Here is a 20,553-nt window from a genome sequence, read left to right as displayed (position 1 = left end):
GGGCAGTGTAAAATTTTTGTTAGGTTTTTCTGAAATCTTGCTAAAAAACAAAAAAGGCTGACAGTTTGTCTGTCAGCCTTTTCAAATATAATTTATTGGTTAGTCTTTCTTCTTGCCATCTGTAGGCGTGGTCTCTTCCTCTTCTGAAGAGGAGCTTTCCGGAAGATCGTCAGACGTGTCTGGAATGGCATCCTCGTTCTTGCGGTTTGAGAACGTCAATTCCTCTTTGCCTTCTTCGTAGTCAATCACGATGGTGTCTCCCTGGGCCAACTCGGCTTTCAGGATTTCCTCCGCAATTGGGTCTTCCATGTACTTGGTGATGGCACGGTTCAACGGACGGGCACCATACTTAGAGTCATATCCTTTCTCAGCCACAAAGTCTTTGGCCTTGTCAGTGATCTCAATGGTATAGCCCAGCGTTTTCACGCGGTTCAACAGCTTGGCAAGGGAGATATCGATGATCTTGTGGATATCTTCTTTCACCAGCGAGTTGAACACAATCACATCATCCAGACGGTTCAGGAACTCAGGAGAGAACGTTTTCTTCAAGGCAGAAGCAATGGTGCCTTTCATGATGTCATCCATGTTCTCCTGACGGGTTTTGGTGGCGAAACCAACCCCAGCCCCGAAGTCCTGCAAGTCACGAGCCCCAATGTTAGAGGTCATGATGATGATGGTGTTTCTAAAGTCCACCTTACGGCCTAAACCATCGGTCAACACACCGTCATCCAGCACTTGCAACAACAGGTTGTACACGTCTGGGTGCGCTTTCTCAATCTCATCCAGCAATACTACTGAATAAGGCTTGCGGCGGATTTTCTCCGTCAACTGACCACCTTCTTCGTAACCCACGTAGCCTGGAGGCGCTCCCACCAAGCGAGATACGCTGAATTTCTCCATGTACTCACTCATGTCAATACGCACCAGGGCGTCTTCCTTGTCAAACAGGTAGGTAGCCAGAACTTTCGCAAGCTCAGTTTTACCAACCCCGGTTGGGCCTAAGAATACGAACGAACCGATGGGGCGCTTAGGATCTTTAAGACCAACGCGGGTCCGTTGAATGGCTTTCACCAACTGCGTAATCGCTTTTTCCTGGCCAATCACTTTGCCTTTCAGCTCTTCGCCCATGTTCAAAAGCTTGAGGCTTTCTTTCTGCGCGATACGTTTCACCGGAATACCCGTCATCATGGCGATTACCTCGGCCACGTTTTCTTCCTTCACGGCGTAGCGTTTCTTTCTCGTCTCCTCTTCCCAGCTTTTCTTAGCGGCGTCAAGTTGATCTAAAAGTTTTTTCTCTTTGTCACGCAGTTGAGCAGCCTCTTCGTATTTCTGGCTTTTCACCACGCGGTTTTTCTCGTCCTTGATGTTCTCAATCTGTTGCTCCAGATTCAAAATATCTTCAGGCACCACAATGTTGTTGATGTGCACACGGGCACCGGCCTCATCCAGAATGTCAATGGCTTTGTCTGGTAAGAAACGGTCGCTCATGTAGCGGTCGCTCAACTTCACACAGGCCTCAATGGCTTTGTCTGAATAGGTCACGTGGTGGTGATCCTGGTATTTGTCTTTGATGTTGTGCAGGATCTCAATGGTTTCCTCTGGCGTGGTAGGATCTACCATCACAATCTGGAAACGACGAGCCAAGGCACCATCTTTCTCAATGTACTGACGGTACTCGTCTAGCGTAGTTGCGCCAATGCATTGGATTTCGCCACGGGCCAAAGCAGGTTTGAACATGTTGGAGGCATCCAGAGATCCGGAGGCTCCACCAGCACCTACAATGGTGTGTAGCTCATCAATGAACAGAATCACGTCCGGAGATTTCTCCAGTTCGTTCATCACGGCTTTCATCCGCTCTTCAAACTGACCGCGGTATTTAGTACCCGCCACCAAAGAGGCCAGGTCTAAGGTTACCACCCGTTTTCCGAAAAGCACGCGAGAAACCTTCTTCTGGATGATGCGCAGCGCAAGACCCTCGGCAATAGCGGTTTTACCCACGCCAGGTTCCCCAATCAAGATTGGGTTGTTTTTCTTACGGCGGCTCAGTACCTGGGCCACGCGCTCGATTTCTTTTTCACGGCCCACAATCGGGTCTAATTTGCCTTCCTCGGCCAATTTAGTCAGATCACGACCGAAGTTGTCCAACACCGGAGTGCGGGATTTCTCGGCACCCTTCTTGGCGGCTGAGCCAGCGCCTCCTTTAGAGGAAGAGCCAAAGAGTTTGTCGTTATCGTCGTTGTCATCGGTATCTGAGGAGGCGAGAGGGTTGTTAGCATGATAGTCTAACGAATCCCGGATAGCTTCATAGTTCACGTTGAATTTGGCTAAGGTTTGCGATGAAATATTATCCTCATCCCGCAAAATAGACAACAGCAGGTGTTCTGTACCTATGATGTCTGACTTGAAGATTTTAGCCTCCAAATACGTTATTTTCAGGACCTTTTCCGTCTGTTTAGTAAGCGGAATACTACCAGTTATATTGGTGTTAGGGCTGGCGGTATTTTTGGTGGCCTGCTCAAGCGCGTACTTGAGCTCCTCCATTGGTACCCCCAGTTTTTTAAGCAAAGCGATAGCCGTACCTTCTCCTTCGCGGATCATTCCCAGAAGCAAATGCTCAGTGCCAATATAATCATGCCCCAAGCGGATGGCTTCCTCGCGACTGAGAGAGATAACCTCTTTCACTCTATTTGAGAATTTGGCTTCCATGTAAGTTCTTGTCTAGTAAATAGTTGTTGTGCGTCTACTGCAAAGTGCTGCCAAGGCTACGCATTAAAATATTAACAATATGAGTGGGGCAAATGTTCAACAGTAGTCCAAGGGACTCTGTAAATATGTAGATGCCTCGGGGCCAAGGTTAAACAACAAATCCAGTATACTCAGGTTTATTGCAAATTGTTTGCCAAACACCTGCCGGTATGGCATTAGGCGCAAATTGTCAGGCACCTTCTTGGGATGAAGTTCCCCGCGCCAATCCAACACCGGTGCCTCGTAGGTTTTAACATACGTTTGAGTAAGGCCCACGGGTTTCTTTAGCTTCAGGAATTTAACGAAAAGTTTCAGCAAATCCATATTCAACTGGAAAAGCAGGTCCGGCTTCTGGTCATAGACGGCTTTGAGGTAGTCTGCGTAAAACTCAAAAAAGGGCGCGCTACCATAGGCGCTCTGGATGGTGCGCCAGTGAATGTCCATCCAGCGCTGGCCATAGTCAATCTCCAGTTCGGTCACCAGCGTCTTGCTGTTACCTTTTACCACGGGCACAGAAAGCGGCACCACGCCCTGCGCCGTGAGAATGTGGCACCTGTTGCGGTAACTCTGTTTCTGGTAATGCTCATGGGCCTCAAACAGTAATTCATCGGCTTCAAAAGCCTTCTGAAAATAGAGGATGCTGGGATTGTAGTGAAGGTCGGTTAATAACTGCATGCAACATAAAATGGAATGGCTGCAAGTAAGGGAAAAATCCCAGACTTGTACGGCGGCCTATGGTGACTTTGAAGATACTTCCCTAGGTTAAGCTTGGAAAGCCCCATCTTAACTTCTGCAATGGCCTATAGCGTCTCTGCTGGAAATATAATTATTGCTTTATTTAAGGGTTTTAAAATTGCCTGCTTCCAATAAGTCTGATGGTCATCTTAGTAAGCCTTTTTGTCAGGTTATCAGTAGCTTTTCTGCGTTTCTCTTCATTTTTGACCGTCTTCGTTCAACAAAAAGCAGAGGACTGCAGGTTCCCGGATTTCTTCAATTTCATAGGTGGATCCCTAGTTACCCGTTTAAGGTTTGTTTTCAGAAAAACAGAGCTGAAACAGGAAGGTGGTTTCCTGGAGGTAACGGGTTTGGGTAGGCAGGGCAGAACTTTCTGCGGGTACATTTGCCTTTTAGAAGATCATCCGTAAACAAGGACTGACTTGATCAGATTATAATTATGTCTACTAAAAAACTTTCAGATATATCCGTCTCCGTGCTGGACCTTGTGCCCATACAGGAAGGTAAAACGGCGGCGGACGCCATCAAGAATGCCGTTGACCTGGCCCAACACGTGGAGAAATTAGGATACAGACGCTTCTGGATGGCCGAGCACCATAATTTTCCAGGCATTGCAAGTTCCGCCACCACGGTGTTGATTGGCCATGTTGCCCGGGAGACCTCTACCATTCGGGTGGGGTCTGGCGGGATTATGCTGCCCAACCATGCGCCTTTGGTTGTGGCAGAGCAGTTTGGCACTTTGGCTACGCTTTTCCCGGGTCGTATTGATCTGGGGCTTGGCCGCGCGCCCGGAACAGACGGCTTAACCGCGATGGCCCTGCGCCGTGACCAGCACCAGTCGGTAGATGAGTTTCCGCAGAACGTGGTGGAGGTGTATAACTACCTGGGGGACCCGGACCCATCTTCCAAAGTGCGGGCCGTGCCGGGCGAAGGAACCTATGTGCCCATCTGGATTTTGGGTTCCAGTACTTTCGGCGCCCAGTTGGCCGGTATGTTAGGAATGCCGTACGCGTTTGCCAGCCACTTTGCGCCCACCATGCTGCACCATGCCATTCAGGTGTACCGCGACAGCTTTAAGCCGGTAGGTAGCCTCAAAGAGCCTTACGTCATGGCAGGTGTGAACGTGATCGCCGCCGACACAGATGAAAAAGCAGATTATCTGGCTACCTCCATGTACCAGTCATTTCTGGGGGTGATCAGGGGAACCGCTGGTTTGATGAAACCACCCGTGGAAAGCATGAACGGCCTTTGGGATGCTTCTGAGCAATATGCGGTGCAGAATATGCTGCGTTGCTCTTTTGTAGGTAGCCCCGAGAAAGTGAAAGAGGACTTGCAGAAGTTTGTGGATCAAACGCAGGTAGATGAGGTGATCGTGGCCAGCAGCATTTATGACCATGCGGCCCGTCTGCACTCGTATGAACTCATCGCAGATTTCTTCAAGAAGTCTGCGTAAGTTATAGACAAGAAGTGAATCGGCTCTCAGCGTAGGTAAATAGACCTTGACCTGCGTTGAGAGCCTTTTTGCTTTAAAACAAGAGGAAAAGAATCAATCAGGATCTATCAAAGGAAATCTGCAGGAGGGTATTACCTTTGCAGCGTTGAAAGCGGCTGAGCTGTTTTCGGCTTGTTTTTCAGAAAATGCAAACAGAACCAGCCACTTCTTTTACCCGCCCCAACCTGAAACCCAGCCAACTTCCGCTCTGGTGGCTGCTGAAGGGAATCTCCTTGTTGCCGTTTCCGGTGCTGTATGCGGTTTCCACGTTTCTGTATTGGGTTCTGTACTACGTAATAGGGTACCGTAAAAAAGTGGTACGGCAAAATCTGGAGCGCTCTTTTCCCTCCAAAAGCAAAGCCGAACTCCTTAAGATTGAAAAGCAATTCTTCCTGAATCTGACAGATATTATGGTAGAGACCCTGAAATTGGTGTCACTCTCCGCTGAAGATTTGGAGAAACGGGTTCACTTGCAAAAAAGCCAAAAAATTGAGGGATACCTGAGCCAAGGAGTTCCTGTAATGATTCTGGGCGCCCACTTGGGAAATTGGGAGTTTATGTCTGCGGCGGGGAATAAGCATTTTCCCTTTCCGGTAGATGGTGTGTATAAACCCTTGGCAAGTTCTTTCTTTGAGTCTTTTCTCCGGTTTCTTCGAACCCGCTTCGGAATCACCTTGGTGAAGATGAAGGAAACACTACGTCACTTGTTACGGCATAAAGGTCAACCCAGAATTCTTTCTCTTTTATCTGACCAGGTGCCACCCTACGGCGAAATACAATATTGGACCAATTTTCTGCACCAAGACACTGCCTTTTATGTGGGAGCCGACAAGCTTAGAACCTCGTTCAATTACCCTACTTTCTTTGTAGGCATGCGTCACGTAAAGCGCGGGTATTATGAGGTAGACTTTCAGGAATTGTTACCTATACCCCAAGCCGGTGCCAAAGAAGAAGGGCACCCTCTCACTGAAACCTTCGCCCGGAAATTGGAGGCTTGGGTGGAGCAGTATCCGGCAGACTACCTGTGGTCACACAAACGTTGGAAGCACAAAAGGCCTGAACCAGGTGTGGAGGCGTAACCTCTTAAACTGCTTCCAATTTTATCAAACCCGTTTATGGTTTGTTTTTCAAAATCAGGCTTAGAACGCAACTGTTGGATTGGGCTATTTCCTTTCCCGTAAAATAAAAAGCCCCGGCTGCGTAAACAGCCGGGGCTTTTTTGACCTTAGTTTTCAAAAACCTCTAGAAATCAATCCTCGTCCCAGAAGACCCGGGTGGTGACCACGTCACCTCCAATGGCGGAAGCGGCCGCCGCGTAATTGGCGTTGTTCAGGTTCTGCTCCGTGGACGGATAAGGGAAGCGGAGTGGGATCTCTGATTGGGCCAGGGGCGGAGCCTCCAGTTGCGGGTAATCCAATCGTCGCCATTCTTTCCAGCCTTCTACGGGTTGGTTATACAGGGCTATCCATTTCTGCATGCCCAGGCTTTCCCTCCAGTTGGCGGTGTTGAGCATCACCTCGGGTTGCTGCAGATATGCAGTGGCCTCGGCGGCGGTGCCGCCCCAGTCATTCACAATGGAGGAGGTGACGGCAGCGGTGTAGTGCTCCTCGGCAGTGCCGGGTACATTGAAACCTCTCAGGGCGGCCTCTGCCAGCAGGAACTCCACCTCGGTGTACGACAGCAGAATGCCTGGGGCATCGGCCTCCCGCACCAGGTCACTTGGCTGGGCCACGTCTGGATAGTTGTTCAAGTCGCCGTAGACCCCGCCCACGTACTCACCTGCGTTTTCCCCTTCCGGGGCCGGCCGGAAGAACTCATCCAACCGCGGGTCCTCCCAATCCAAGAGAACATCCAGGAAGGGGCTGGCCGCCACGTTGTCGTCCCGTTGCCGCAGTTCGTCATAGACGGGGTTGGCGGTAGGCACGTTGGGGGTGTAGGGCAATTCGGCGTCATCGTCGCTGGAGGTAAACACGTTGGGAGCGGCTGCTTCCACAATGCCCCTGGCTTTGGTGGCGTCTACATCGGCAATGGTGAGGCCCATTCTCAACTTGAGGGAGTTCGCGAATTTAAGCCATTTCTCCAGATCCCCTTGGTAGAACAGGTCGGCGTTGCCCAGTCCTGAGTTGTCGGAGTTCTGGGAGAGGTTGTTGATGGCAGCATCCAGCCGGGTGAACAGGTCATTGTAGATGGCGACATCATCGTCGTACTTGGGCTGCACATTGTTGATGTCCAGCGCCTCAAAATAGGGGATGTCTCCGTAAGTATTCACCAGAACAGACCAGGCGTACACCTCCAGCACCTCAATGCAGGCCAGTTGGCTAGCCTTCAAATCCGCGGCCAACAGGTTATTGGCGGTGATAAGGTTTCTGGCTTCGCGCAAATCAGAGAGCACATCGCGGTACAGAATGGTCCAGAAGAACCGGTTGATCTCGCGGGTGTTGATGTTGTACTGGCTCTCATCTGGGTACTGGGCCGCGGCCCAATGCTGCACATAATACCGGAACACATTGGTATTATAGTCTGGAGTGGTGATGACGTTGCTCAGGTTAAACTGCGCATTGCTCACCAGGGTACCGGGCGGTACATCGGTAGCCCGTTTGGGGTCCAGGTTGTAATCCTCGTCTAAGTCGTTCACGCAAGAGGTGGCCAGGAACAGAGACGCTATGGTGTATAGAAGTATCTTTTTCATCCTCTTCTTCATTAAAATTGGAATCTTACATTGAAGCCCACATTGCGGGGGGTAGGATAGGCTCCGCTGAGGTACCCCAACCCGATGTTACCCGCCCCAAAACCTGCTTCCGGATCTGAGTAGGGCACATCTTTGTCAATGATCCACAGGTTGCGGCCCACAACAGACACGTCAATGCCTTTGAAGACTTTCAGCTTGGAGATGAGTTGCTGGGGCAGGGTATAGGTGAGGGAGGCTTCGCGGAGTTTCACAAAACCCGCGCCGTACACGTGGTACTCGGCGGGCGTATAGTACCCCATGACGCCTTCGGTATTCTCTACCCTGATGTCATTGGGCGAGCCGTCTTCCTTCACGCCTGGTAGAATAATCCCGCCGCCTTCTGAAACGGGTAACCTTGACGGATTGCCCAGGTCATTCAGGCCGGCCGTTTCTGGGTAAAGCCCGGTCCCGAAACCATAGTAGGTGTCCAGGTTGAACAGTTCGCCTCCCTTCCGGATGTCAATGAGGAAGTACAAGGAGAGTCCTTTGAAGGAAATGGTGTTGGAGATACCGCCCTGCCAGTCTGGATTAGGGTTCGAGATCTCTTTGGTTGGGTCTGACAGCAGGTAGAAACCGTCTTCGTCCACCATGCGACCACCGTTTTCATGCAGCACAAACCCTTGGCCCCTGAGGATCCCAAAAGGCCGGCCCACCGCAGCATTGGAGGAGACCCCGCCCTGGTAGGTAGCCAGGATCATGTTTTCGCCTTCGGCCAGGGCCACCACTTCGTTTCGGTTGTGGGTCCAGTTCAGGTTCAGGTTCCACGAGAAATCGTCGTTCTTGATGGGTTGGAACCGGAGGGCCGTCTCAATTCCACGGTTTTCCACTTCCCCGGCGTTCACATATTTGAACGAATATCCCGTGGCCGCTGACACAGAAACCGGCAGAATCTGGTTAATGGTGTTGGATTTGTACACCGTTACCTCAAACCCTAAGCGGTTATCCAGGAAAGCCGTTTCCAGCCCGATTTCTGAACTTTTGGTTCTTTCTGGTTTCAGGGTGGGGTTGTAGCGGGTGCCGGGTACAGAGTACAGCGGGATTCCTCCAAACGTACCAATGGGGGCGTCTATCTCCTCATCCTGCTTGTTGTAGTACCTGTCTGTGGCCGCAAAAGGCGCATCATTACCCACCTCGGCATAGTTACCCCTTATTTTGGCGTAGGAAAGCCAGTCTTGCTTGAGCAGTTCAGAGAACACAAAGCTCAAGGCCACAGAGGGGTAGAAGTAGGAGTTGTTCCCGCGGGGTAGGGTGGAGGATTGGTCTCTTCTCCCCGATAGATCCAGGAAGATTGTTTCTTTGTAGCCCAGGGTAGCATTGGCGAAAACCCCGTCCACAGCCCGTCTCAATTCACTTTCTATGGGTGGGGAGAGCAGGTTCAATGAGTTGGACAAAGCATACAACCTGGGTACCACCAAGCCGCCGCTGGTTGTTGCCCGCACAGAATTCAGTTTGGATCTTCTCATGTTCAGACCTACCAACCCCCTGATGTTGAAGTCTGGTGTGAAGTTGCGGTCAAAATTGGCGAAGAGGTCGAAGTTGAACTCACGGAACGACCGATTATACCGCGTATAGTTTGGGTCCTGGTCATTGGTGGTACTTCCAATGGCAAACCGTTCTTCTTGTAGCTCATCGTAGGTGTCCAAAGAAACCCGGGCGGTGAGGTCCAGCCATTCGGTGAACTTGTAATTGGAGGCGACGTTGCCAAACGTACGGTACCGTTCGTCGCTCTCAAAGTTCTCGTACCGGGTCCAGTACACGTTGTCATGGTACGCGGCAGTGAGGTTGCTGGGGCTTCTCCAGTTCCAGGTAATGTTCTGTTTGTTCCGCCAATAGGCTTCTTCCTGCTCTTTGAGGTCAACGTTGGTCTGGAACCATTGCCGGAAACCCAGCATGGGGTTAATGGAGCTATACCCTGAGCCATACCGTCCCAGACCTTCTTGTTGGGTGAAGTTCACCCCAGCGCTGGTGGTCAGTTTGCTGGTTAGGTTCAGAGAGCCCGAAAAGTTGATCATGTTCTTGGTGATCTCGCTGTTAGGCAGAAGCCCCTTGTCCTGGTTGCGGTTATAGCCCAGTTTGAAGTTGGCTTTTTCGTTGCCCCCGTCTATGGTGATGCTGTTGTTGACGGAAACGGCGGTCTCAAAGAAATACTCAGGCCCGTTCTCACCGGCTACCCACGGGCGAGGCTTTTTGTAGTTGGGCGAGGCTGGGTCAAAGGCATCCCATTGGTACACCAGCACGTTTGGGTCAAAGGGGAAACCATAAGAAGCGTCATCCCCCATGCGTACCACGTTGTCCAGGTTGCCATCTCCGTCCACATCATATCTTAACCACGCCGCACCATAGCCGGCGCCGTATTCCTTCTGATACTCTGGAAAGGTTTTTTTGTCGATGGTGCCAATAGTCACGCCGTTATTGAGGGTAACCCCCAAGCCCCTTTTGCCTTTTTTGGTAGTGATGAGAATAACCCCATTGGCGGCCCGGGACCCATACAAGGCAGTGGCGGCGGCGCCTTTCAGCACGCTCATGGACTCAATATCATCTGGGTTGATGTCAGCGGCAGGGTTACCGTAGTCAAAACCACCTCGGCCGGTAGTCTGGTTGTAGGTGTTGGTGACATCGTTGCTGATGGGCACACCGTCTACCACAAACAACGCCTGGTTATTGCCGGTAAGGGATTTGGTACCCCTGATTACCACGTTGGCAGAGCCGCCCAGGGTATTGGTTTGGGTGACCGAAAGCCCCGCTACTTTCCCGGAGAGGGAGTTTACCATGTTGGGGTTGCGGGCAGCCGTTACGGTGGAGCCTTCCAACTGGGTAGCGGCAAAGGGAAGGGAGTTTCGGCTTCTTTCTATACCTAAGGCGGTCACTACCACCTCGGTGAGTTGGGTAGCGTCAGAAACCAGGGCCACGTTGATGGTGGTAGCCCCGTTCACGGCCCGTTCCAACGCTTTGTAGCCGATAAAGCTGAAGACAAGCGAAGCGTTCTGGTCGGGTACCGTGAGGGAGTACGTGCCCGTAACGCCGGTGGAGGTTCCTACCTGGGTTCCTTTTACAACAACTGAAACTCCAGGAAGAGGGGTTCCGTCATCTGCGGAAGTCACCGTACCTGAAACAGTGACGGCTTGTGCCCATGCCTGACTCATACAGCAGGCAAGGACCAGCAAAGTGAGAAGTAAGCATTTTTTCATGGGGGTAAAATGAATTTGTGAGCATTGTGGGTTTGGTTTGAATGGAAGAGGAACAGACTACTTTCAGTTAGGTAGAGCTAACCGGCGGGGAGCAACAAATTGAAGCTAATGAACTTACCTAAAGTCCAGAAGCTTCTTTTTAAAGCCATATAAATCTAAAGATTTATTTTATGACATGAAAGTTGCACGTGTGGATAAATAAAATTTAGGATATATAGCGATTGTTAATTTCTTTTTAAGTGAGATGATCTTGTATTTACCTGGAAATAAAGTCAATATGGGTTAAGTGACTGGTTTGGTTTTTTGAGGCGTTTTTAGAAAATGTTTCTAAAACAAGGTTCCTTTGGATATCAAGCAAGGGGTCTGCTTACCATAGGATGAAGACGTTCTATTTTTGAGGCTCTAAAAAATTAACGTTTTCTTTTAGTTTTCTATATAACTTTTTTCTTAAAATTTGGTAATAGGAGTATAGCTCTATCTCTATAAAATAAAGCTATAGGTTTCCAGACCAGGAAACTTCCAACGGGCAAACACAACCAACATCAGCATTCAGTAGAGTACTATTTAAAGGCCAGGAACACAGCAACTGCGCCAAACAGCCGCCATAAAGCCCGTAAGTTCTTATTGGACCTCCATATCGGTGCCCTCCTGCAGAAGGGCGGTTGGATAATCGCGGACACAAACTTCACCACCCAATTCAAAATTTCTGAACTGCCTGGTTTTAATCAGGCCTGCCAATGCCTTGATCTGGCATTGTAGATTCTGGTATCCGGGAAGAACAACCTGGTGCAGGTGCCGCTTTTCGCGTGGGCATGCCAGTGGTGTTCAGAACCGGTGTCCTTCCATGCCCCGTCATCTTCTGACCCCGTGAACATGGCTCATTGAATCATCTCTGAAAGCATTCTAAAACAAGGGTACTGGTGTGTATCTGTTGGGGCTGCCTTTGTGCATGGCAGACCCCCAGCGGATGGAAGCAGTTTGTTACCCGTCCCCAACTAATTGAGCAAATCCTTTATTATGAAGAAAATTCTACTCATCCAGTTTGTCTTGACGTTCTGCCTCATCAGTCAGGTTTGGGCGCAGACACGAACCCTAACAGGCAAAGTCTCCACTCCTTCCGGTGAGCCAATGGCCGGCGTTACGGTGCAGTTGAAAGGAACCACCACCGCTTCCCCCACAGACGCGAACGGCAATTACTCCCTCACCGTCCCTTCCCAAGGCGGTACCCTGGTGTTCACCTTCATTGGTTACTTGAACCGCGAGGTAGTCCTTGGTGACCAGAACACCATCAACGTGACCATGGCCGAAGACTCAAAGCAATTGAGCGAAGTGGTGGTGACGGCAGTGGGTATTGAGCGCCAGAAAAGGGAGGTGAACTACGCCGTGCAGGATGTAAAAGGCGAACAGCTTGCCCAAAAGTCTGAGCCAAATGTCGTGAATGCCCTCCAGGGAAAGGTGGCTGGGGTGGAGATCATCTCCTCCAGCGGGATGCCTGGTTCAGGGTCTCAGATCTTTATCCGGGGGCTTTCTTCGGCCACCGGTAATAACCAGCCGCTCTTTGTGGTAGATGGCGTGCCCATCAGTAACAATACAACTTATTCCTCTAACCCTACCGTGGGCGGGGCATCTTACTCAAACCGCGCACTGGACATCCACCCCAATGACATTGAGTCTATGACCGTGCTGAAAGGGCCCGCTGCGGCTGCTTTGTACGGGGCTAGGGCAAGTAACGGGGCCATTATCATCACCACCAAAAGGGGCATGGCGGGCGACACAGAAATAACCGTTACTTCCTCCTATAACCTCCAGGAAGTATATGGGTTGCCGAAGTACCAGAACGAATACGGGCAGGGCATCAACGGCCGCTACAACTCCGCTTCTACAGACAGTTGGGGGCCCCGCTTTGGCACTCCAGGGTTAGATTCAGTGCCCAATGTGGCAGGTAATCCCATGACTAAGTTGGGCTACAGGGCTTATGAGGATAACGTGAAGGATTTTTTCCAAAAGGGTCGCATCTGGGATAACGGGGTGACGCTTTCCAGTGGAAGTGAAAAAATGCGGTATATCTTCAGTGTCAACACCACCAACCAGGAGGGGATTATTCCTAACAGTGGCTTAGACAGGTACACTTTACGGGCGGCCGGTAACGCTAATCTGGGGCACGGTTTCTCAGTTGATGGTTCGGTGCTGTACGCAAAAACCAATCAGGAAGGCTCCTTGCAGGGGAACTCGGGGTCTAGCCCTTGGTTTACGTTGCCCTTCATCCCCCGCAGCTTTGATATCAGCAATGTCCCCTACAAGCTAAGGGCAGGGGTGCAGGCACCTACCTTGTTTACCGAGCTTAACCGTGATAACCCTATGTGGAGCATCAATGAGTCGTTTTATGAAAGTGAGGTAAACCGGTCTATTGTGAGTGCCACTTTTAACTATAATCCAGAGTTCTTCAAGGATTTCACGGCTACGTACCGGGTGGGTTTGGACCAGTATTCTGATGACCGGCTACAGGCATATGGGTACGGATCCTACAATTCTAACGGAAACACCGCCACCAACCGCCGAGGGTCTCAGCTCTATGATGACATCGGGTTTCAATCCATTAACCATGATTTGTTTGGGGTGTACCAGAAAGACATTACCCCAGACATTAACGTGCGGGCCCTGGTAGGAACCCAGGTGAACATGGTGGAGACCCGGCAGAATACCATCAGGGCAGAAGATTTGGTGGTACCTGATTACTATAACCTGGCAAACCACCTTCCTACCACTACGTTCACCACCAATTTTTTGACGGAAAGACGTTTAGTGGGGGTTTACGGACAACTAGGGTTAAACTACAAAAATTGGCTGTTTACTGAGTTTACCGCCAGAAATGACTGGTCTTCCACTTTGCCAACCACCAATAACAGTTATTTCTATCCATCTGTGAGCGTTGGGTTTGTTTTCACAGACGCGCTGGGCATCAGTAACAATATCCTGAGTTACGGAAAGCTGCGGGCCAGTTACGCCATGGTGGGCAATGACACCAACCCTTATCTTACCAGTACCTATTATGTGACGCAAAGCTTTGGTAACAACGTGGCCGGGCTTAGCTTTCCGTTTAATGGTGCCACCCTGGCCTTCACCAGAAATGACCGGCGGGGAAATCTAAACCTGAAGCCAGAGAATAAAAAGTCCTATGAAATAGGGGCGGAGTTCACCTTCTTTGATGGCCGGGGTACCCTGGATGTAAACTATTTCAACAACAGTACGACTGATCAGATCCTGAACCTGACCGTACCGGGTTCTACCGGGTTCCTCACCTATACCACCAATGCCGGTAGAATTGACAACAAAGGGTGGGAAGTGGCGGCCAATGTCACCCCAATCCAGTTGGAAAGCGGTTTCCGGTGGGATGTCAATGCCAATTTCACCAAGCTAGAGACCGAAGTAGTGGAACTGGCCCCTGGGCTTGACCAATTCACGTTGACTACCGGGTATATTGAGCCTACTTCGGGCAGTAGTGGGTCTGGCTTCTCCGGATTAAGCCCGTTGCTGCAGCCAGGGCTGCCCTTCGGTGTGTTACAAGGAACCACCTTCAGAAGAACCCCGGCAGGACAATTGATCATCAACCCTACCAATGGCTTGCCCGTGGTGGATACAAACCCGCAGATCATTGGTGACCCAAATGCTGACTGGTGGGGAAGTTTATCCAATACTTTTACGTTCAAAGGGTTTAGTATAGGGGCGCTGGTGCAGTATGTACACGGCGGGGACTTCTACTCCAGACAGGCCCAGATTGCCCGTTTAAGGGGCGTTTTGGAAGAAACCGCTGAAAACCGAGAACAGCCTTACATGTTTGAAGGCGTGCTGGCTAATGAAGCGGGCGAAGCGACCACTACCCCAAACAACATTCAGATCACGGCGCAGCAGTATTGGACGCACTTCAACAATGCCTCAGAGTTCGCGGTGTTTGACGCCTCCGTTCTCAGGTTGCGCGAGGTAACTATTGGGTACACCCTACCAACCACGCTTCTGGCCAAAACCCCTTTCAAAGGCATCAATGTGTCTGTGACCGGCCGTAACCTGCTTTTCTATGCGCCAAACCTTCGGCACGCAGACCCAGAGTCAAACCAGCTTGGTTCCAATACCAGGGGCTTTGAGTTCAACTCACCACCCTCGGTGCGAAATTATGGATTAAACCTTCGCTTCACCTTCTAACCCTTCAGACAACTGTGTTATGAAAAGATTTATGAGAGTTTCAAAGATCATGCTGTTGGCAGTAGGTTTGGCGGTAGTGAGTTCCTGTGATGATTTCCTGGATGTAAACACCAACCCAAACAACTTGCCTACTTCCGGGGTGCAGTACATCTTGCCCGGGGCTGAGCTGGGGGTAGGGTTTGTGATGGGCAACACCGTTCAGTTGGTAAGCTCCCTTTGGATGCAGCAGATGGCGGGCACTGGTACCCAGTCAGACCCGTATGACCGGTACAGTATTGGCCCTGCTGACCTGAACAATGAATGGAACACCATTTATGCGAATCTCCTGGATGATTTACGACAGGTGAGGGTACAGGGCAGGGAAGAAGGTAACTTCGTGCATGCGGGTATGGCGGGTGTTCTGGAAGCCTACGTTTGGACGGTGACCACCGATATCTGGGGAGATGTGCCTTTCCAGCAGGCGCTTTCCTTTGACGCAGCCCCCAATCCAGAATATGATCCGCAGCAGCAGGTGTATGCCAACATTATCACCATGTTGGATGAGGCCATCACTGACCTTGGAAAGACCAATGTGATAGCGGCCTCTGAAGGAGATCTTATTTATGGGGGAGTGGTGGATAAATGGATCAGAGTGGCCAATTCCCTGAAATTGAAAATCTATCTCCAGAGCCGGAAAAAAGACGCTGCCACTGCTACTGCCCGTATCAATGAACTGATCACCCTGAATAAGTTTATCACCTCCAACGCAGATAATTTCAACGTGCCCTTCTTTTCTTCGTCAGGGGCGCAGAATCCTTTGTACATGTACAATCATTTGACCCGCCCCAACGACATGATTGTGAGTACGCGGTTTCTTGATTCTATGCAGGTGCTGAATGATCCAAGGTTACCCGCTATCATCACCCAAACAGGAGGGAACTATGTGAGCTATGATAATGGACAGCATACGGTACTCAACTTCACCGCTGCTAACCGTTCCCGTTGGGGTTTGTACATAGTGGGAAGGGGGCAAACGGCTGCAAACGGAACGGTGAATGTGGCGGTGGCCAATGACCAGGCACCTATGCGCCTGATTACAGCTTACATGGTAAACTATTGGCTAGCCGAGGCGGCCCTTACCTTAGGCACCACCGGTGATCCGGCTGTCCTGTACCAGCAGGCCTTGGAGACTAATTTCAGCGATATCTCCACGTTCCTGGGACCCACGTTTACTCCGGCCAATTTTAGTGCGAATGCCACTGCCTATATCAGCTCCAGGGTGGCGGCCTTCACGGCAAACCCAACCACTGAAGGAAAGCTGAACGTGCTCATTCGGGACAAATGGGTGTCTTCTGCCGGAAACGCCTATGAAGCCTACAATGACTACCGGCGCACGGGCTACCCAAGGTTGGCGTTGCCACAGAATGCTTTGGCAGGGGTGAACCGAATTCCAACCAGATGGCCTTATGTGCAAAACGAAATCCAAGCGAACAGTGAGAATGTGCCTCTTAAGGACTATCCGGCGGGCTTCCTGGTTCCTGTTTGGTGGATGGAGTAATTAACAGACCTAAAATTTGAAAGATATGAAAATTAGAAAAATATACCTGAGCCTCTTAAGCGTAGCGCTTCTGTGGTTGAGCGCCTGTGAAAATGACGAATATGACGGCTTAACCGATCCTGACCCAATTCCATCCGCGGCCATCACTTTCCCGCAGTCTGTTGAGTCTAACGGCGTGGCCCGCATAGAAGACAATGCGTACATCATCAAGCAGAACTCCATTGCGGCCGGGCAGATCTCCGTGCAGATAAAGGTGCCCGAGGGCCGTACTATCCAGGAACTGACCCGGGTGACGGGCCAGCGTTTCAAGAACGGAACGCCGGTAGCGCCCAACTTCAGTCCCGCACTTCCCTCCGGGGCTACTGCGGCGGCTAACCAGGTGCCTAACGCAGCCATTTCCAGGAATTCGGCGGGGAACCTGCCCAACACCATCACGGGTGCCCCCGGTAATATGGTGACCTACACCATCTCCACCACAGACTTCCCGGCGGTGCTGACCGATGCCGAAATGCCCACCGTGGCCGTGGGCGATGTGATCCGATTGTTCTTCAGGGTGCGGGTAGACAACACAGAACAGGAGCAGCGCGCCATTGAAGTGAGGGTGTACATCACCGGTTGAGGTGGGATAGGCAAAAAACGGCCCTCAAACAAAAGCCTTGCAATTCTTTGGAAGGCTTTTGTTTGAGGGCCGTTTTTTATAAATCGGGTCAAAATCGTAATCGCCTCCTGCTATGAATAAAATTGCCCGTGCTTTGCTGCTGCTGCTGCTTACGCCACTGCACGCTTTGCAAGCGCAAAGTGACACCACGATTATCCGCACGCATTTCCGCCAGATCCTGCAGACACCCGGCTTCCGGCACCACGCCAATCCAGCGGCCTTGAACCAGGTGGCCGATTATTTAGATGCTACTTTCCAGAGACATGCAGAACGGGTAGAGCGGCAGGTGTACCAGGTAGACGGGCAATCTTACCAGAACGTCATTTGCTCGTTCGGCCCGAAGGAGGCGCCGCGGCTCATCATTGGCGCGCACTACGATGTCTGCGGAGAGCAGGCCGGGGCCGATGATAACGCCAGCGGGACCGTGGGTTTGCTGGAGCTGGCTCGCCTGCTCCGGGGCCAGTCTTTGCCGTTCAGGATAGACCTGGTGGCGTACACCCTGGAGGAACCGCCGCATTTCCGGACCGAGGACATGGGTAGCCACGTGCACGCCAGATCCCTCGTCGATCAGAAAGTGCCGGTTTTGGGCATGCTGAGTCTGGAGATGCTGGGGTATTTTAAGGATGAGAAAAAAACGCAGGATTACCCAGTGGCACCACTCAAGCTATTCTACGGCAGCCGGGGAAACTACATCACGCTCGTGCGCAAGCCTGGCAACGGCAAGTTTCCCCGCCGGTTCACGCGGCTCTACAAGAAAAATGCGCTGGTGAGAACCAAGTCCATTGCGGCGCCGGCGTTCATCCCGGGCATTGACTTTTCTGATCACCTCAACTACTGGAAATACAACATGCCAGCCCTCATGCTCACCGACACCGCTTTCCTGCGCAACAAAAACTACCATGAGAAAACCGACACGCTAGAGACGCTGGACCTGCAACGCATGGCACTGGCACTGGATGGCGTCTTCAAAACGGTTTTGGCGCTGGCCGCAGAAAAGTGAAGTCTGATCTTAACAAGCCCCTGCAGATAGGTTTGTTCTCAAGCGCCTAAGAAGGGAAATTTCTGAAAGAAATATCAGAAAATGGCTGGAAGAAACCCATGACCATTGCGCATTGGAACCATGAAAGGCTTGCAGAAAATAATCCGCAAGCCTTTCAAGCTTATTTTTCTGAAAAGAGGCTTAAAATCGTCCTGTCAACTGACTCAAAACTCAGGACTCAGAACTCAGGACTTATTGCCATCGGCTACAAAAACTCCTCAATATCGCCGGCGCCGGCGCGGAGTACTTCATATTCATCGTTCTCGCAGTTGATCACCGTAGAGGGCACGTTATTCCCGAAGCCGCCGTCAATGACCAGGTCTACCAGGTTGCGGTATTTCTCATAGATAAGCTCCGGATCAGTGGTGTACTCCACTACCTCGTCCTCGTCATGGATGGAAGTGGAGACAATGGGGTTGCCCAGTTCCTGCACCAGCAGCCGGGAGATGTTGTTGGCCGGAATCCGGATACCTACGGTTTCTTTTCTTTTGCCGCCTAACTTAGGCACCTTGCTGCTGGCCTCCAGCACAAACGTGAACGGCCCGGGCAAGGCCTTTTTCATGACTTTGTAGGTCTGGGTAGAGATGCGGGCGTAGTCTGAGATGTGGGTCAAATCATGGCAGATAAAGGAAAGGTGGGCTTTGGCCGGGTTAATGCCCCTGATCTGGCAAAGCCGCTCCACGGCCCGCGCGTTGTGCAGGTCGCAGCCCAAACCGTAAATAGTATCTGTGGGATAGATCACCAGACCGCCTTTCCGCAGGATGTCAACGGCCTGGGCAATGGCTTTGGGTTGGGGGTTGTCTGGGTGAATCCGGATGAAAGATGCTTGTGCCATGGTTAATGCGTGAGTGATTGAATGATGGAGTGAATGCCGAAAGTTTAAGGGCCTTTTGGTGCGTAGGTCAACCTATGGTTCTCCTGCAAAAAAAATCTTAGCCCTGCCTTCCCATACGCTTGAATCAAAAATTGCGTTTTCAGGCCGGATTTCCAAAATTAGGACAGAAGCGGAATTCGGCTGCCCTAAGGCCGGAAACCTGAGGGCTAATGAGGCAACATTCACCCATTCACGCAATCTCTCATTCACTCATTAATTTGTACCTTTGCTCAACTATGTCAGAACAAAACATTCCTGTTACGCCTGGCCCCAGAAGGTCGGCGCGTAAGCCTCGCAAGACAAGCAAGTGGACCTATGTCCTGGTGGTGCTCATGTTCCTGTTTGTGTGCTTCTCTTACTACGCCTACCAGATTGTGTATACCTCCAACGTGGAGAACAAGGGAGAGCCGGTGTACGTGCTTATTCCCAATGGCGCCACCTATGAGCAAGCCATGGATTCCATTGACTCCAAAAAGGTGATCATTGACCGGCTTTCTTTCCGGTTCATGGCCAAACTCATGGATTACCCAGAGCTGGTGAAACCCGGCCGCTATGAGCTCAAAGACGGCATGACCAACTACCGGCTCGTGGCCAAACTACGCTCCGGCGACCAGGATCCGGTGAAACTGACGTACACCAACGTGCGCCTGAAAAAAGATCTGGCCAACAAGCTGAGCACCTTCATCAACTCCTCACCCGCTGAGATTGACTCTCTGCTCAACAGCCCCTCGTTCACCAAGAAGCTGGGCTTTGACACCACCACCATCCTCACCATGTTCATCCCCAACACCTACGAGATGTACTGGACCACCTCGGCAGAGGATATGATGGAGCGCATGAAAAAAGAGTACGACAACTTCTGGACCGAGGAGCGCAAAGCCAAAGCCGAAGACGTAGGGCTTACCCAGAAAGAAGTGTCCATCCTGGCTTCCATTGTACAGGCCGAGCAGTCTGTGCACGCCGATGAGCGTCCGCGCATTGCCGGCGTGTACCTTAACCGTTTAAAGAGAAACATGGCCCTGCAGGCCGATCCGACGGTAGTGTTCGCCACAGGCGATTTCACCATCCGGCGCGTACTCAACGTGCACCTGAGAACACCTTCGCCTTACAACACTTACCTGAACAAAGGCTTGCCGCCAGGGCCCATCAACCTGCCTTCCATCACTTCCATCAACGCGGTCCTGAACCCCGAGGAGCACGAGTACCTGTACTTTTGCGCGAAGGAAGATTTTTCAGGGTACCACGCCTTTGCCGTGACCGAGGCCGAGCACCGGCGCAACGCGGCCCGGTTCCACGCGGCCATGAACCAGCGCAACATCATGCAGTAAGCGGTTTTCGGGCCATTTTCTTTAAATCGGCT

The 20,553-nt window shown here is 51.3% G+C and carries 12 protein-coding genes; 7 read left to right on the top strand and 5 right to left on the bottom strand.

Translation table 11 applies throughout. From position 1 onward, the window contains the following. Nucleotides 1-99: 99 nt before the first annotated feature. Both FOA19_RS00845 and FOA19_RS00840 read right to left on the bottom strand, forming a co-directional pair. A complete protein-coding gene (locus FOA19_RS00845; protein ID WP_149088909.1) occupies nt 100-2,706 on the bottom strand; it encodes an ATP-dependent Clp protease ATP-binding subunit in 2,607 nt (868 codons plus the stop codon). Between the two features lie 96 nt (nt 2,707-2,802). Continuing rightward, a complete protein-coding gene (locus tag FOA19_RS00840; protein ID WP_149088908.1) occupies nt 2,803-3,420 on the bottom strand; it encodes a WbqC family protein in 618 nt (205 codons plus the stop codon). A gap of 499 nt (nt 3,421-3,919) precedes the next feature. Between FOA19_RS00840 and FOA19_RS00835 the strand changes: the two genes are divergently transcribed. Together FOA19_RS00835 and FOA19_RS00830 are read left to right on the top strand one after the other, a co-directional pair. After that, complete coding sequence (locus tag FOA19_RS00835) at nt 3,920-4,933, top strand: LLM class flavin-dependent oxidoreductase (protein ID WP_149088907.1); 1,014 nt, start codon at nt 3,920-3,922, stop codon at nt 4,931-4,933. A gap of 185 nt (nt 4,934-5,118) precedes the next feature. Next, nucleotides 5,119-6,051 carry a lysophospholipid acyltransferase family protein gene (locus FOA19_RS00830; protein ID WP_149088906.1) on the top strand — a complete coding sequence of 311 codons (933 nt, stop codon included), beginning with the start codon at nt 5,119-5,121 and terminating at the stop codon, nt 6,049-6,051. Between the two features lie 170 nt (nt 6,052-6,221). On the opposite strand, the gene FOA19_RS00825 is transcribed toward FOA19_RS00830, so the two are convergent. Then, on the bottom strand, nt 6,222-7,661 hold the full coding sequence (locus FOA19_RS00825) for a SusD/RagB family nutrient-binding outer membrane lipoprotein (RefSeq protein ID WP_149088905.1): 1,440 nt from the start codon (nt 7,659-7,661) through the stop codon (nt 6,222-6,224). Between the two features lie 11 nt (nt 7,662-7,672). Then, on the bottom strand, nt 7,673-10,843 hold the full coding sequence (locus FOA19_RS00820) for a SusC/RagA family TonB-linked outer membrane protein (protein ID WP_223808674.1): 3,171 nt from the start codon (nt 10,841-10,843) through the stop codon (nt 7,673-7,675). A gap of 1,062 nt (nt 10,844-11,905) precedes the next feature. Between FOA19_RS00820 and FOA19_RS00815 the strand changes: the two genes are divergently transcribed. The 4 genes from FOA19_RS00815 (at nt 11,906) to FOA19_RS00800 (ending at nt 18,280) form a co-directional block, all read left to right on the top strand. Beyond that, a complete protein-coding gene (locus FOA19_RS00815; RefSeq protein ID WP_149088903.1) occupies nt 11,906-15,085 on the top strand; it encodes a SusC/RagA family TonB-linked outer membrane protein in 3,180 nt (1,059 codons plus the stop codon). A 31-nt stretch (nt 15,086-15,116) separates the two neighbouring features. After that, nucleotides 15,117-16,622, top strand: a complete 1,506-nt coding sequence (locus tag FOA19_RS00810) for a SusD/RagB family nutrient-binding outer membrane lipoprotein (protein ID WP_190300240.1) — start codon at nt 15,117-15,119, stop codon at nt 16,620-16,622. A gap of 25 nt (nt 16,623-16,647) precedes the next feature. Further along, nucleotides 16,648-17,241, top strand: a complete 594-nt coding sequence (locus tag FOA19_RS00805) for a hypothetical protein (protein ID WP_149088901.1) — start codon at nt 16,648-16,650, stop codon at nt 17,239-17,241. A gap of 112 nt (nt 17,242-17,353) precedes the next feature. After that, complete coding sequence (locus FOA19_RS00800) at nt 17,354-18,280, top strand: M28 family peptidase (protein ID WP_149088900.1); 927 nt, start codon at nt 17,354-17,356, stop codon at nt 18,278-18,280. Between the two features lie 244 nt (nt 18,281-18,524). On the opposite strand, the gene FOA19_RS00795 is transcribed toward FOA19_RS00800, so the two are convergent. Next, complete coding sequence (locus FOA19_RS00795) at nt 18,525-19,154, bottom strand: L-threonylcarbamoyladenylate synthase (protein ID WP_149088899.1); 630 nt, start codon at nt 19,152-19,154, stop codon at nt 18,525-18,527. A 275-nt stretch (nt 19,155-19,429) separates the two neighbouring features. Here FOA19_RS00795 and mltG point away from each other — a divergent pair, with 275 nt between their 5' ends. Next, nucleotides 19,430-20,521 carry an endolytic transglycosylase MltG gene (gene mltG, locus FOA19_RS00790; RefSeq protein ID WP_149088898.1) on the top strand — a complete coding sequence of 364 codons (1,092 nt, stop codon included), beginning with the start codon at nt 19,430-19,432 and terminating at the stop codon, nt 20,519-20,521. Nucleotides 20,522-20,553 lie beyond the last annotated feature (32 nt).

Source organism: Rufibacter hautae (genome assembly GCF_008271695.1).
Lineage (GTDB): Bacteria > Bacteroidota > Bacteroidia > Cytophagales > Hymenobacteraceae > Nibribacter > Nibribacter hautae.
This window is presented reverse-complemented; position numbering and strand designations above follow the sequence as displayed.